Source organism: Actinoallomurus purpureus, from assembly GCF_024055795.1.
Classification (GTDB): domain Bacteria; phylum Actinomycetota; class Actinomycetes; order Streptosporangiales; family Streptosporangiaceae; genus Actinoallomurus; species Actinoallomurus purpureus.
In genome coordinates, this window is record NZ_JAMXMY010000004.1 from 71,704 (window position 1) to 87,709 (window position 16,006).

5 protein-coding genes are annotated in these 16,006 nt (G+C 66.7%); all 5 read right to left on the bottom strand.

Annotated features, from left to right (window positions below; all coding sequences use genetic code 11):
- Positions 1 to 195: 195 nt before the first annotated feature.
- Positions 196 to 13,074, bottom strand: coding sequence for a hypothetical protein (locus NE236_RS10110; protein WP_289850190.1), 12,879 nt, complete (start codon positions 13,072 to 13,074; stop codon positions 196 to 198).
- Positions 13,075 to 13,122: 48 nt separating this feature from the next.
- A complete protein-coding gene (locus NE236_RS10120) occupies positions 13,123 to 13,632 on the bottom strand; it encodes a WXG100 family type VII secretion target (RefSeq protein ID WP_252841622.1) in 510 nt (169 codons plus the stop codon).
- On the bottom strand, positions 13,629 to 14,135 hold the full coding sequence (locus NE236_RS10125) for a WXG100 family type VII secretion target (RefSeq protein ID WP_252841623.1): 507 nt from the start codon (positions 14,133 to 14,135) through the stop codon (positions 13,629 to 13,631). Before NE236_RS10125 ends, NE236_RS10120 begins: the two co-directional genes overlap by 4 nt.
- A gap of 50 nt (positions 14,136 to 14,185) precedes the next feature.
- Complete coding sequence (locus NE236_RS10130) at positions 14,186 to 14,881, bottom strand: hypothetical protein (protein ID WP_252841624.1); 696 nt, start codon at positions 14,879 to 14,881, stop codon at positions 14,186 to 14,188.
- A gap of 122 nt (positions 14,882 to 15,003) precedes the next feature.
- The gene (locus tag NE236_RS10135) at positions 15,004 to 15,438 is read right to left on the bottom strand and encodes a cupin domain-containing protein (protein WP_252841625.1); all 435 of its coding nucleotides are present in this window, start codon (positions 15,436 to 15,438) and stop codon (positions 15,004 to 15,006) included.
- Positions 15,439 to 16,006: the final 568 nt, after the last annotated feature.

Sequence of the window (16,006 nt, forward strand, 5' to 3'; positions counted from 1 at the left end):
GGGCCGGTATCGCCACAGCCCGGACCCGCGCTGTCGCCAACGCCCGAGCCGCGTGGCCGCTTACGCGCGGATCGACAAGGAGTTCACTGCACGGTGATGGACCTCACTCGCGGACGCCCTGGCCGACTCCGGAATCGGAATCCGGGCGCTCGCCCGCGAGCTCGCCACCAACACTCACAGCCTCCGCGCCTGGGATCAGCGCCGCCGCACCCGGCCTCCCCGAAGCTGACCCCGACCGACGAGCGCCACCTGCACGCAGTACGGGCCTTTGCTATACCCCGAGACCCGCCAGTCGTAGCCCTCACCCATCTCGACCGGCACGACCGCCCCGGCACGGTCCAGTGACATCCCGGCCCGCAGACCGGAGGACTCACCACCGCCACCGATCTCAACGAGATTCAGGGGCCGCCGACGGCTGCCCGGTGGCGCCCCGCCGGTGCGGCGTCCGGTGCCCGTCTCATCGGCCAACTGCTCCGACAGCGCAATGGCCGGTGTGAGTTCGTCGTCCACGCTACCGTCCGGCCCGGACACGAAATGCAATTGCTCCGCGACGGCGTAGAGGATGCCCTCATAGGCGGCCCGTTTCTCCGGTGTGACCGTCGTCATATCGACGGGCAGCGGTTCGTGGTGGTGCGCGATGATCTCGCCGGCCAGCCTGAGCAACGATTCCTTCTCGGCCAGCCTGTCCACGATCTCCCTGGCCTGTTCGAACCAGACGCGGTGATTGACGGTGGCGCGGGAGGGTCTTTCGGCCTGCGTTCCGTGATCCTCGACGACGAGATCCAGCAAATCGTACGGAGAGACCCGCCGGAGATCCGCGATCCCCAGGACCGGGTTCCTCGCACGCGCCGCCTCGACGACGGTGCGCATCCCCTCGGCGTCGGTTCCCAGGCGGGCCGCCATCGCCGCGAAATCCGCGATGTCCTCTGGTGACGCGTACGTCAAGAGCATGCGTGCGGCCGCCTCTAGCCTGGCCTCCGCCTCCGGGACACGCCTCCGGATCGCTTCGCCGGTCAGCGATGACTCGGGCTCCGCGCGAGACGGACCGGTATCCGACGCCTGAGAGTAGATCTCACGGAACTCCCGACCGAAGATCTTGAGGTCATTCGGACGGACTCCGGTCCGGGCGCTAAACCACGCGACATCGTTCGCGCTCATCGCTAGCGATTCCGCGGCACCTTCCAGCAGGGCCAGGTAGTCGATGACCTCCTGGTGAAAGGCGGCTGGCTGGTCCAGTTCCAAAGCTTCCAAATCTTCGAGTTCCTGCGCCGCGTCACCACCCTTGAACAGAAGCATTGCGCGCAGCACGTCAGCGGATACTTCAGCGGCGCCGGCAACGTTAAGGAAGCTTTTGACGTCGATGCTATCGCCATCCACGCGGGCACCCGGGACCGCGCGGAACATCTTCCTGACCTGCTCCTGCCGGAACGACTCAAGGCTCGCATGAGGGCTATCGGGGGTTCGAGAATAGATCTCACGCAACTCCCGGCCGAAGATCCAGAGCTCCGGCAGGTCGATACCCCATTCGACGGCAACCCGAGCGATGTCATCAAGACCCATCGGCGCGAGCGATTCCGCAGCCCGCTTCAGGACCCTCAGGTCCGCGTCGATCTCCCCCTGGAGATCCTCCGGAGCCATCTCCCGCCACTGGTCAAGCTTCGGCTTCTCTCCGCGTTCAGTTCGTAGGATCAGAAAAGCGGACAGCTCTTCGGCGGATACCCGTGCTCGAACAGCGATGGCGGCGAAGCCCGATATGTCGGCTTCATCGTCTTCTATGACGACGTCCGGGAGGCGCCGTGTCCCCAACTCCTCGGCGAGCCACGACGCCATCTCGTGGGCGTACACCTCGGGCTGTTCCGTATCGGGGTTGGCCAGAGTCGTCGCCACGACCAGGAGGACGGCCTCGTACACCGGCCGTGGTTGTTCCACGCGCTCGCCGGTCATGTCGCCGGGGAGCGGCTGATGATAAAGGCCGACGATACCGCTGGCCCTGGCCAGCAGGTCATCGCGGACCTCATCCTGCAGTTCGTCCAGCCACCTTTCGGCTTGAGCGGCGTCGTTCATGAGGGTCTCTAGAGTGGCCGGATCCGGCTCGGACGCCACGAGCTCACGTGGAGAAACAGGAACCGACGACGGCGAGCCTGGCGCGAGGCCGAACTCGAACTCGTCCAACCCGACCGAAGGAGAACCAGGCACCGACGGAGCCACGTCCGGCTCCAGACCGCTCTCGATCTCCCCCAGCGCGTCCGGAGAAGAGACGATGTTCGAAGACCAAAAATAGGCCTCCAGCGCGTCGAGGTTTTGAAGCGTTTCGTGTGCCTGATCGCCGACCTGGGGATCATCGGCCAGCGTCTCCAAGTGGGAGCGAAGCCGGCTGAGCGGCTCGCCGTCCTCGATGTCCAACGGCACGTCCTCATCGTGCGGAGAGCGAAGTCCGCGGAGGACCGTGGCCACATCCGCCACTGGGAACAGCTCACCCCGCGGGTAACGCGGCCTCCACGTGGCATCCAGTCCCATCAGGAAGTCGCCGAACACCCTCACCCGTTCCTCGGGTGAGGTCTCGCTGAGTAGGGACGCCACCTGCCAGAGATCCAAGCTGATCTGGCTGTGATCCGCGGTGAAGGCTCCCGCGTCGGCCTGCTCCTGCCCCGTGGACGGTGGCGTGTAGGCGTGGAGAGGCTCGAGGACGGCCTCCAACCGCTCGAGTGCGCCGTGCGCCATGTTCTGGATCGCCGTGGATTTGTCGGCCGCGATCAGCTTGAGCCGGTTCGAAGCCGCTTGCAGCACCTCAATCGCATCGGCGACGTCCTGCGCGGAGGTCGGCTCCGGCACATCGAGGGCGCGGAGCCCGACCAGGATCGTTGCCACGTCGGCCACCGGCAGCAGTTCCGTACCGTCCTTGGAATGCTTCTTCCGCCAGATCCGCTTCAACTGGCCCAGACCGTCTTCGTTGAAACTCCTGAAGGCCGCCGCCCTCGGGTGGTCCGCGAGCAGACGAGCCGCGTCGAGCAGCCGCGGACCACGGGCGGAGGTCTGGAAGCGTTTCCGCCCGGCCCGGTTCTCCCGGTCCGCGAGCATCGTGCCGAGCGAGTCGATGACCTCCGGCACCTCGCCGAGGCCGATCGGATACGGGCCCCAGCCACGGAGCTCCACGGCAAGCTGGCCGTCATGTGTCCTGCGGTTGTGGGTCCACATACCGATGCCGGTGAGCTGGTCGACCGGCTTGCCCTGTGGTTCGAGCAGGGCGCTGTTCAGGTAGTCGCCGATCGTGCCGTCCGTGGACCACAACCGCTTGGCAAGAAGGTTCGCTCCGGCCGCCTGCTCGTCGAGCTCGGGAGAGCCCTCGCGGAACTTCTCAACCAGCCGTTTTTCGATGGCCGGGGCGTAGAACTCCAGGAACAACCGCGAGGCCTCGGGCAGGAGACCACGTATCGCCGCGAAATCGGTCCGCGATGCGGCGAGTACCCAGTTCTTGATCAGGTTTGTCCCTACAAGGGCGCCCCGGAAAATGGCGGTGATATGAGGATAAACCAGTGCCAGAAAACCCCGTACGGCCGCAACAGGTTCGATCTCATCAAGTACGTCGACGGCCGACGAAGGGAGTTCGGTGCCGGTAAGGAGGGCGGCGAAATCGCGCGCGATCTCAGTGCCGAATTCCAGTCCCTGCTGGAGAAAACGTGCGGAGTTCGTACCCTGTTTCCCCTGCGCGAGGACGTCCTGAAGGGCGCCGTACAGCTCCGTCGGCCTGAGATCAACGGTGTATTGGGCGTACAACGTCACATCATCCGCCTGGCCGGTGCGAATGGGCAGGACCTCGCCCCTGATCTCCGGCCGGTGGACGGTCCACCCCTCGCTTTCGGGAAGCCACTCCGCGATGGACAGGGGCTCCTCGGCCTTCGCCAACGCGTTGATGGTGGTGCTTACCTGGGCGATGATCTCCTTGATGGTCCACTTCTTGTGCTCGCCCGGGATTCCTCCGGGGCGAGTGACGAACTCCACGATGGGAGTCTTGTCCTGGCGCTCTTTCAGCGGCTTGTTCGAGGCTTTGAACAGTTCCGCTGTCGGGTAGTAGTCACCCTCTGTGTCGATGAAGAAGTTGCGGTGATCGACGACGAGTTTGAAACCCAGCCGCTCGTTGTCGGCCAGCAGCGTCGCGTATTTGAGTTCCGCGTCCGCGTGGAGCTTGATGACGCTTTCGAACTCCGCGCCGATGGCGCCTCCGGGTAGCCGGAGCGACTCCCCGTTGACGAGCCGGTCGGCGATCCGCTGCGCGACCGTGCGCATCGGGCCTTTCCGATCCTCGTCCGGCAGGCCATGGTAGGCGCGCAGCACCTCCTCGGACGTGGACAAGGGGACACGCCAACGGCCGAGTATGCCGTTCACCTCGGCGGTCAGGTCGCTGGTCCATCGCGACGGCGCGGACGCCGAGAGAGCGGCCAGGAGGAAATCGGCGAAGGCCTCGGCGCTCCTGTCATGGACGGTGGGTGCCGCCTCGCGGTCGACGTCCGAGACCTCGCCGCTGTGGTCCGACCGGACCGGCTCAGACGCTCTCTGGTCTACGTCGGAACGGAAGTGCCCGTCGCTCCGCTCGCGGGCGATGTGGGCCGCCACGAGGAGCCGGATGCGGTCGACGTCCGAGACCTCTCCGCCGAGGTCGTTCCAGGTCGGCCGGAGACCGCTCCGGTCACGGACGATCGTCCACGCCTTTTCCATCGGGTCGTCGTACCGGGAGCCGGACTGCTTGGCCAGCGCCCTCCGCGCCCTGTTGAGATCGGCGTAATCGTGCACCGTCTCGTCCACACCATCGGTCGAGGCGGTGACCGCCGAACCGGCGGCCGGTGGAAGCTCCAGGGTGATGGGCGGCTGGGAACCCTCCGGGGGCGCGCCGCCCGTCCGGTGCCGCGTCCCCAGTGCGTCGGCCAGCCACGACGCCAGCCCATCGGCCTCCGCCTCGGCCTGTTCCGGGCCGGCGCCGTCCAGAGCGGCCTTGGCCATAGCGTGCGCCACAACCTGGAGGACGGCCTCGTACGCCTCCCGTTGCCGCAGCGACTCGACGGTCCCGCCGACGGGGGGTGACTCGTGGTGATCCGCGACGATCTGACCGGCCCTGTCCAACAGTTTTTCGCGGGCCTCATCCGCCAGACCGTTCAGCCATTCGCCGGCCTCAGCGGCCTTCGCCATGAGGCCCGCACGAGTGAACTGCTCCGGTTCGGACGCCATGGGCTCACGTGAAGGCACCAAAGTAAGCGCGGAATCGGCGAACTCTTTGGCGTGTTCACTACCCATGCGGACGATCCACGCCGCCGTGAGGATCCTGGCCCGATCGATGTCCGAGACGACCCCGCCAGGGTCGGAAATGCTGGGCGTCCGCCCGACGAGCTCGCGAATGATCCTTCGTGCTTCGAGCATGGCATTGTTGTGCCGGGCCCTGGAGTCCTCGTACTCCTTCTCGAGCAGTTCCCGTGCCACATCGAGGTTGTAATCGCTACTCTCGGCACCCAGTTCACGCAGTACAGGCACTTCACCAAGATCAGAAACCGCGCGCTCGGCGTCATCGGCCGGCGCCGGCGTCCCGATCTGGCTCTCAACCGCATCATCGGTCCCGCGCGCGGGAGCCTCGGCTTCGCCGGCGGACCGCTCACCGAGCGATTCCCGTACCGCGTCGAGATCGGCCGGTTCGTGCATCGGGGACTCGACAACACCGGCCGACGCCCGGTCGTCACGATCCCCGGTGGCGAGTTCCTCCTGCGCCACGTCGTACTCGTCACTCAGCCCGTGGAATGACGTGGTGTCGGCCCGCGGTTCCTCCGTCGCCGCGGACTCGACGCCGACGAGCCCGGCCAGCTCGCCGAGGAGGCCGTTCATCCGGTCCTCCCATTCCCATATACGGGCCGTCAGGTCGACCGGATCCGCGGTGACGCTGTCGAAGACCGATTCGAAGACTTCTCCGGCCAGGGCGGCGAACGCGTTCCTCAGGCGGCCGACCGGCCATGGGGCGAGCTCGCGACCGGCGTCGGTCGTGTCGAACCGCTCGTCGAACATCCGGATCGCCTCGGCCACCAGTGCCCTGTGTGCGATCGGCAGCAGGAACCAGTCGTGCAGGCGACTTTTGTCCGCGTTGAGCAACTTTTCCAGCTGCTCATGTGACTGTCCGACGGGGGTCGTCCTACTCTCGGAGGCGCGGTCGAAGACACTGTCGAACCGGGCTCCTGCCCTGATGGCGAAACCTTCGCGGATCGCGCCGAAGACGTCGGCGGGCACGGGCCTCTGGACGCCGAGCCGATTGCGCAGAGCCGTGCTCTGCTCGAGCACGGTCTGCCAGGTCCATGCGGCCGTGTCGACCATGGCGCGAGCCCTCGCGATGGTTGCCTCGCGAGCCGCCTCGCGCTCGAGGGCCCATCCGATCCCCTTGACCAGGCGGTCGACCGGCCCGCTGATCCGCGCCTTCAGATCGGCGATCCGCACGTCGACGCTCTCGGGGCCAGGGTAGAACAACGTCTTACGGGGGGACGTCTCCCTGGCGATCACGTCGTCGAACCCGCTCTGCACCCGATCACGTACGACGGACAGGACGGACCTGGAGACAGCGCCGTCCGGCACATTGAACTCGCGTAGGGTGTGGGGCCCAGCCGCGAAATTCGCCGCCGCTCTGGCGATCGCCTTGTTGACGCGCTTCTGCTGTCTCCTGATGACGCGACGCTGCATCACAACGAGGCGGTCCTGCTCCTCCGACGTCGAGACACGATCCACGACATCCGGCGAATCAACAGAACCCGTCGCCTCGGCCGACGCCGAATCCGAGTCATCCCCCAGCAACCACTCATGCTCCTGCGAATAAGACGAAGAAGCATCGTCATCCTTGAGCGGCCGCCACCCGCTCTTGTGGAGGCCGTAATCGTCATCCCCCCGCGCCTCTTCGGCAACAGAACCCGACGCCCCGGCCGACGCCGAAGCCGAGCTCCGCGCCTCTTCGACACGCGCCGGCTCCTCCTCCGCCACGGCACGGTCCGCGACAACCGGCGAATCAACAGAACCCGACGTTTCGGCCGACGCCGAAGCCGACCCCCGCGCCTCCGGCGGTGTCACGGTGGCCCGCCAGTCGATATGGGCCTGAACGAACCTTTCGCGGACTTCCTCGACCTGGTCGGCGGCCCATGTCCGGGCGGCAGGTGTGGCCAGTTCCTGAGGAGCGGCCTTGTCGAGCAGGCGCCCGAACTCCCGACTTGCCTCGAGCCTGGACCATGCCATGTCACGCAGCGTCGTGATCCGCTGTTGGAAGACGCGCTCCAGCTCCGCGCCGGGCCCGTGAAGCTCCAGCGCGTCCGAGAACCGCCGTACGATGTCCGCCTGCTGCCGCCGGTACCAGGAGAACAGGGCGGGGTCCCCCTTGAGCGTCTGGTCGCGTCCGGCATGGGGGCTCATGTCGCGCGTCCGCTCGTTGAAAGCATGGACCGTCGCGCCAATCGGTTCCACCCGAGCTCTCAGCATCGTCGCCGCCTTCACGATGACCTGCTGCAAGTGCTCGACCTGCTCCGTTCGGTTTACACCCAGCGGAATACGATCCGCGACATACCGCTCCCGAAGCCGGTCAAGCCTCTGATGAAAGAGATCGGTGGTCGTCTGATCCCATGTGGGATCAGGATTGGCGTAGTCAGTCCCGCCCTCGACGCGCAGCGCGATGTGGAACTCCCGCTCGTACCGCCGCTGTAGGCGATCGTCGGCCGGCGGCCTCGTATCGGTCGGCAGCCGGCTCGTCAGTTCGCCCTTCAGCCGCTCCTGAGTCGCGGTCGTCAAGTGTTCGGAGCCACCGGCTTCCTTCGCCGCCGCCGTCCAGCGGTCCGCGAACCACTCGCGGACCGGCGTGACGTCGCGTACGGCCGGACGTGTCCGCAGTTCGGGATAGCGGGCCTCGAACTGAGTCTGGAAGGTCTTGTACGCATCGTCGCGGATGGCGGCCGTCTCGCCGACTCGGTTCAGGGTCTTGGTGAAGCCGTCCACGATCTCCGACGGCGTGGCCACCGAGGATTCCGGCGTCTCGACGAGATCGTGCTCCCCTGTGGGCTTCGGGGTCGTCTCCCCAGCGCCCTTCGCACCGAGACCTTCCTCGTGTGAACCCGGTGACCGCACGCTCGATGACGTGGGCCGCTCGCGCACGACCTGGGCGTGGACCTGCCCTGGATCCGACCCCATGTGCTCGGCCGGACGCGCCCCCGGCTCAGGAACCGGCCGGTCGGCCGAGGCCGCCGTGGGCGTCGGCCGGTCGCCGGAAGACGGGACGGCGGGTCCACTCGTGTCATCGTCGGGCGGCCGAGGATCGGCTGGGCCGCCTGCGGCCGACTCTTCCGCATGCCCTTCGGGCCCGCGGTCTCCCGGACGGTACGGTGCCTCACGCAGGCCCGTCAGCGTCGTCTCGAAGACGTTTTCGTGCTGGGCCTCGTGTTCGAGCCATGCCTTGGAGTCCGTCCCCTCCGGCCCCCAGAGCCGGTCGTACTCGGTGACGGTGTCGGTACGGAAATCGCTCGACAGCTTCTCGAACGACTCTGGGGTGACGGTGTGCCCGGCCGACAGGTCGTCGGGATGGCCCGCGATCTGTTCGAAGTCGTTGGCGGCCCCTCGCAGGACGATGTTCTTGTCGGACTCGTGCGCGATCCGTTGGGGCAGTGTGTGGCTGAGCTGCTGGAAACGCTCCTCCCAGGACATCTGCAAGCCCTCATGCAGGCCGGCATCGTCATCCCCCAGCCGCCGCCACCCGCTCTCGCGGAGACCATCGTCACCCTCGGACGACCGCACGCTCCCGTGCGAGGAAGCGGCGTCGTCATCCCCCAGCAACCACTCATGCTCATGCGAATAAGACGAAGAAGCATCGTCATCATTCCCAGACCGCCACACACTCTGATCCGAAGAAGACGAGGAAACATCATCCCGCCCCGACCCAACGCTCCCGCGCGAGGAGACGGCATCGTCATCCACGGACGACCGCACGCTCTCTTGGGGGCGGCCTGTGCTGCGGAAGTCCCGGCCCGGGAGTGAGGACCAGTGGTCGTCGACGGCCTTCTCGACGGCCTTCGTCCAATCCGTGGTCAGTCGCTCCTCGCCTTCGGGGCCCACATACTCCCCGAGGCCTTCCCCACCGTCCTCGCCCTGGGCTCGGGCGACGGCCTTCCGCAGGGCTTGCTTCCCCTGCTGAAGCGCCTTCTCACGGAACTCGCCGTGATCGAGACGGTTACGGAGAGCGTCCGTGCCGCGCATGTGTTCGTCCGCCGCGTCCCAGGCACGGTCGAACCATCCGGGGTCACGCCCCGTCGCCTGCTCGCGCAGTTCGTTATACCGACTTCGGATCTCGTCGCCGAACTCCTTACGAACCCGGTCCAGCACGTCGCGGCTCAGGGGGGTGCCTCGCGCGCTGTGCTCTTCGTCGAGAGCCCGTTCACCATGCTGAACCTGGCGTTCCTGGTTGCTCAGATTCTCAAGGCGTTCGTGCAGCCCGTCACGGATCTGGCCAAGGTCGTTCTCCAGTCCGCGCGCCGCCTCGCCTGTCGGGAGCCCTCCGGCGTCCCTCCAGGCCGAGTTCACGGTCTCAACGACGTCCTTGTGCACGTCCAGTTGCAGCTTGCCGTACGGTCCCGCCTTCTCGTGATCGACGGAGAACGTTCCCGTTGCCTCGTCGAACTTGACGGCGTTCTCGTCGAATTTCTCCTTCGGCAGGTAATTGCCCCTGAAGAGATCCTTCTCCCCGAATCCGTCCGCAGCGTCCTTGAGGGCGGTGTCCATCCGGCTGATTTCGCGATGCTGCAGGCTCACCTGCGCGAACCGGTCGGGAAGCTCCTGGCGAAGCCGCGTGTAGGTCTCCGACCACGCGTCAGTCTCCTCCGGACGCCCCGCGCTCTTCTTCCATGCGGAGGAGAACGCGTCGTGCAGAGCCTCCCGGAATCCCTTGCTCACGGCGGCGGTCCCGTCCGCAGGCAGGTGAGCGGCCAGCTCCGGGTCAGCCTCCCGGAAACCCCGTTCGGCGCTGGCGACCTCATGGTCCACGTCGAGATCGCGTGTCGCGTGCGCGAACCGCTCCTCCTTCGAGAACCGGCCCGCGTAGTCGGCGTCCCGCGTGTTCTTGAAGGCCTGCCACGTCTCGGCCTTGGTCAGGGGCCCGTGCTGCGAGACGAGCGCGGCGGCCTCCTCACCGGCCTCGGGCCGATGTGCGCCGTGCCCGCCCGAGGCATCCCGCTCGCCCGACGGTCCGGTGAGCCGCTCTCCCCGGTCAGCCGGAGCGGACGGCCTGGCGCTCTCCTGGCCTCTGCCCTCCGGTGATGCCGGTGTCCTCCGGGCGTCGTCGGCCGGGCCGGCGGAGGGACCGTCACGGCGAGGCACGGCCGAGCGCTCAGGACCCCCGTCGCCCGCGACGTCCTTCGAGCCGGCCCGTGGGCTCCCGGCGTCGCTTCGCCTCTCCTCCGCAGGAGCGGCATGCTCATCGCGCGGGGTCCTCGGCTCACTGCCGGCCCTGGCCGAACCGACACTCCCTGTCGGCCGCTCATCGGACCGCACAACACCGGTGGGTACGTCCTCGCCGACGGCGGAAGCCCGCGTGGTCCCGTGGACGGTCTCGCTCTCCTGTCCCGGCGTACGGGACGGCGGCTCCTCCGACGACGAGACCTTCGATCCGCTCGAACCGCCGCTGGGGCCCTCGGCCTTCGCTCCCGTGCCGGCGGCCGGCCGCTCCGGTGACGTCGGCGGCGACGTCCGGCCGGTCCCCGCCGGGGCGACGGCCTCGTCGCCTTGAGGTTTCGCGGCCGCCGCCGCACCTTCGCCCGGACGCGCACCCGAAGGCCCGGCCACCGACTCGGCCGCACCCACGCCCCGCCCCGCCTCAACCGCCGACTCCGACCTGCCCGCTCCCGCCCGCGCGGACGCAGGCGGCACCGCACCACCATTCGCCGAACCAACCGGACCCGACCGGTCGACCACCACGGCATCGCGCTCGTACGGCGCCTCACCCGTCTCCGCGCGCCCGCCCGCCGACCTGGCCTGCGGATTCCCCGCCGGCACCCGGGAACCGCCACCACCGTTGACCGCCGCACCACCACTGACCGCCCCGGCGTCCCGCGCGCCCGCATCCTCGACATCCCCGGCAGGACCCTGCCCAGAAGGCCTCTCCGCACCACCACGCCCCGAAACGACCGCCCGATCGGCCGAAGCAGCCGGGTCCGCGGACACCGACCGCCCACCCCGCGCCCCCTCCGCGGGCCCTGCCGGAGGGACGGCCCCATCGCCTTGAGGTTTCGCGGCCGCCGCCGCACCTTCGCCCGGACGCGCACCCGAAGGCCCGGCCACCGACTCAGCCGCACCCGCACCCGCACCCCGCCCGGCCTCGACCGCCGACTCCGGCCCGCCGGCTCCCGCCCGCCCGGCCGTGGGCGAAAGCGGGCCACCGGCTCCCGTCCGCCCGGCCGTGGGCGAAAGCGGGCCACCGGCTCCCGTCCGCCCGGGCGTGGGCGATAGCGGGTCGCCGTTCGTGGGACCTGCCGTACCGGGCCGGCCGACGACCGCGGGGTCGTGCTCGGACGACGGGTCACCCGACGCCGGGCGCTCACTCGCCGGTGCGCCCGGCCTGCCCTGCGGGCTTACCGCCGACGGCCGAGGGCCGTTGCCGCCGTTGGCCACGAGGCCATCGCTGACGGCTCCAGGACCGTGCGCGCCCGAAGCTCCGTTGTCCGCGACCGGAGTCTGCCCAGAGGGCTCCCCCGGACCACCGCGCGACGAAACAGACCCGGGCCTCCCACCGGCCGCGGCGCCAGGGTCCGCGGACGCCGGCCGTCCACTCTGCAAAGGATCCGCGGGACCGGGCGCCACGACCTCACCGCCGGGCCGTGAGGCGATCTCGCCGGGGGTGATCTGGGCAGAGGTTGGAGTGTGATCGGCGGGGGGACGGCCGGCAGCCCCTCCTGCGGAGGACACCGCGGGCTCCGGACGTGGAGTTCCGGCCGGCCTGGCGCTCTCTTCAGCGGACCCGCCGCCCGAGATCTGCGTCGCCGGAGCAGGACCGCTCACGTCCGGGCGGCCGAGCCCGTCCGTGACCGAAACGCCACCCGGTCCCGGCAGGCCCGATGGGTCGCTGTGGACGCCCGTCGGGTCAATTTTGGACTCGCCGTTGCCCGGCATCCCGGACATGCCCTTGAAATCGGCCGTGGTGATCGTAGAGTTGGGCACCACCTCGCCCCTCTGACCGCCGCCCGAGACCGATACCGTGCCGGGGTGTGCCGCAGCTCCCTCGATATCGCCGGCATTCGGGACTTTTCCGACCGAGGGCACATCGGGGGCATTCAGCCCATCGAACTCACCCTTCCCGCGCCCCCCGAAGCCGCCACCGTGCGCCATACCCCCGATGAGGCCACCGAGGCCCGCCGCCCCGGCCACGCCCGCCGGGTTGGGTGTCCAGTGGTGGTTCCCGACGGCAGCGTTGGCGATGGCCTCGGCAGTAAATTCCAGCGAGACGTTTACCACCGCTCCGCTGACGGCCCCCGCGGCGAAGCGAAGAACGGTCTCGGGGACCAGCCCGTCCAGTTTGGCGATTCGCGATACGACGCTGACCAGATTGGAGATGATATCGGTGAGTATCGCGTCGGCCGCACCGAGTAGCTCACCAAGGGGACCGAACGCAAAGAAGTCGAAGACGACCCCGAAGATCTGGAGGATGAGCTCGATCTTGGCTTCCTTGTTATACTTCTCCACGGCTGCCAAGACCTGATCGGCGTAGTAATTAATGGCACCACCGATCTCGTACGCAGCGTCCCGACATTGCAGAAGACACTGGGGGATGCCTTCCGCGCCGCCCGCCGAAAGGTAGGGGCCTCCATTCGTATGCGGATGCATCCCCCCGCTAATCGGGCCTGGCTCATTCACCTCAGACCACAGCATGCGCGCCATCTTGGACGCGTCGCCAGTCCAGCTCATGCTCGCCACTGCGTCAACCATTGACTGGGTACCAAGCGCGAGCGCGTCACCGAGCATGATCCAATAATTGCCCAGGTCGTAGAGCGCGGCAGTGTCCACGCCCAACAGGGACAAGTCGGTTTCAGCCATGAATCCTCCCCACCCTAGATCGGGTTATGATGGTGCCGCCGCGTTCGGCTACCAGGTTTCGGTAACCGCCGTCATCGTGGCGTCGGTGATACTCTGCGGAGCGCCACCAGAGCCGCCGCCCGTTGAACTCCAAAGCGCATCCACGAACTTGCCGAAGAAGTCACTGAGCGCCAGCTCGGCTTGGGCGAACGTGCCGGCGGCCGTGTACAAACCGGTCGCGATGAGGTTGAGCGCACCTATCGACGGTTCGTCCTCGGTGCCGAAGAGTTCCTTCATAACGGCGTTCCACCGGTCGCCAAAGTCTTTGGCTTCCTGAGACGTCTTCCCCGCCCATCCCAAGTTGAGATCACTAAGCGTTTTGTTGATAGTGGAAAGAGCGTCAACGATATTCTGGTTACTCGCAACGATGTTATTAATATGGGTGAAGAGATCGTCCGGACCGCCATTGTGCGGATTGACGTAATAAGTTGTAACACTATCGTAGTCTACGTCAGAAACTGCCATGACCGATGCACAGCCTCTCAGTCGACGGGCCAAGGTCGCCCACTCGGTGGTCACCCATTCCCATCAAGGGGCTGCGCGGCGACGCGCAGCAGCTTCTTGGCGTCGCCCCCAACAAAAAACCGCTCGGAGCTGCGCAGCAGCTTCTTGCCGTGGCTCCCAACAACAAACCGCTCGGAGCTGCCCAGCAGCTTCTTGCCGTGGCTCCCAACAACAAACCGCTCGGAGCTGCCCAGCAGCTTCTTGCCATGTGCTTCAAGATTTGAGACGTTGGCTTCTTCCGCCGACGTGTAGTTGTCATAAGCCGCCTGCATTCGGCTGACCATTTCAGCCAGTACTGAATTGACGTCCGTACTGACATTCGTAAACCACGTGCTTACGTCATCGAACGATGCGGTCGACGGAGTGTTCCAGGACTCCCTACATCCGTTGAACTCGCTGGCGACATTGTCCAGCTCGGCACTGATCACATCATGCTGTTTCTTGACGATGCCGATCGCATCATGCAATTGACCCAGGTCAACCTTGAACTCGCTCGAACTCGACGGCGGATTCGCCATTGGACATCCCATTGATCTCAGCGCCGGAAGGATCGGCCTTCAGGTATTGGTCACACCTGGTTGTCAGGAACGGTCGGAGTGCGAGGAGTGATCGGAGTGCCGGAATCGGAAAGCCGCCAAATTCTTGGCTCGGGAAATCTTGCCAGACGGTCGGCATGACTATAGGTCTGGCCCGCTCTGTCCACACCCGCGATGAACTGTCCGACCAGCTCTAGGGAGTTGGCGATCGCCTCGAGCGTCTTCTCCTGAGCAGGGTTGATGCTGGCCGCGAAGTCTTGCGCGTACGGTTGGATCTGGCTCCCATACGTATGATCCTGAGGGTTGCCACTGCCACTGCCACCGCCACCGCTGGCCTGACCTGCGGCGTTACCGAGTGAGTTGCCGACCTCGGTGACGGTGGCGTTCTGACCGAAGACAGTGTCCTTCTGCGCGGCTACCAGGGACTTCAAGCTCTCGTAGTCGCTCACCAGCAATTTCACATCGGAGAGCATGCTGTTCATGGCGAAACGTAGAGAGGACAGATTCACCGAGATGGGTGTGGTCAGCGGTATACCTCCGGGCGGCGATTCGCCCGCCCCGGCGGGAGACGACGGGTCGTCGTTGAACGAAGGCGGACCCGTAGTGCCCCATGGCGCGGGAACCGCCAAATCCGGCACATCGCCCCAGAAGTCCTTTCCGCTGTCCGGGTCGGAGGAGCCGTTGCCGCCCTTCGGCGGCTGAAACGGCGGGCCGTACTTTGGTGTCACGCCGCCCAATGTTCACTCCCAGTGGGTTTCGGGCTCTCGATGAGAGGGTCACGCCGACTCGGCCGGTCCAAGCCCGGTCGGGTCGTGCGCGGAGCCCATCCGTGGCGAGAAGCCGTTACGGATTACTGGAAATCGCATCCCGGGTTCGGCGCGTCCTCCGACAGGGGACTTCCCACCGGAAGGATGTAGAGCACGTCGAGTACCACGGGGACCGTGCCGAGATTGCGTCCGATGTGCACATGATTCGAACCGGCCGGCTCGACGATGGTGCCGCCGGTCCGGTATACGCCGTCGGGCTTGCAGGAGGAGTCGAAGTGGCTGAGCGTGCCCTGCTTGACGTAGCCGAACAGGTTTCCGTCGTGGTAGTGCCAGCCGGTGCTCTGTCCCGGCGGCAGGGTGATCTCACGCACGACGATGTGCTTGTCGCCCACGGTCTCGTCCGTGATGACCATGCCGCTAACACCAGGGCCGGGAGGAGTGGCGTTCGCCGCAGTTGCAGCGAGGAACAAACCGGCGACGACGGCACCGACGACGGCGAACCGTCCTGAATATCTCATGATGTTCCCCGAACCCTCTGCATCGGTAGCGGTAAACAAGGATGCACGCCAGCCGAGGCGCACGGCTAGAACGCCGGCGCCAACGCATTGAACACCCGATCACTCACTGACACGTCGGCACCCTCAGCAGAGCCCAGATGGCGCTGAAGTTCAACCGAATGGCACGGATACGCAAACCCATATAGCGGACACGTCTGTCGGAAACGATTTCTCTTCCTTTGTTCTAACTTGCGTGATACATGTTTGAAACATTCGGGCCCTGGGCGTACATCCAGCCGTCAGGAAGTCGGGTTCATGGCCGTGCTGCGCTCGGCGGTCGTCGGTAGGTGAGCGATCTATGCGAACAGCTCGTGGTCAGCGGGCGACAGGCCCCTGCCGCGTCGATCCGGCCGACGTCGACGCGGGCGGCCGATCGGAGATCACGCCGGCCGAACCCGCTTGGCGCACATCGAGGTGGAGTGACGGGGCCGAGCAATCCTTCTGCGTCCAGGCAAGGGCCTACGACATTCCTCGTACCTCCGGGCAGCCGACGGCGAATGCGACCGTGGCGAGCCGGAGGAAGACCGTT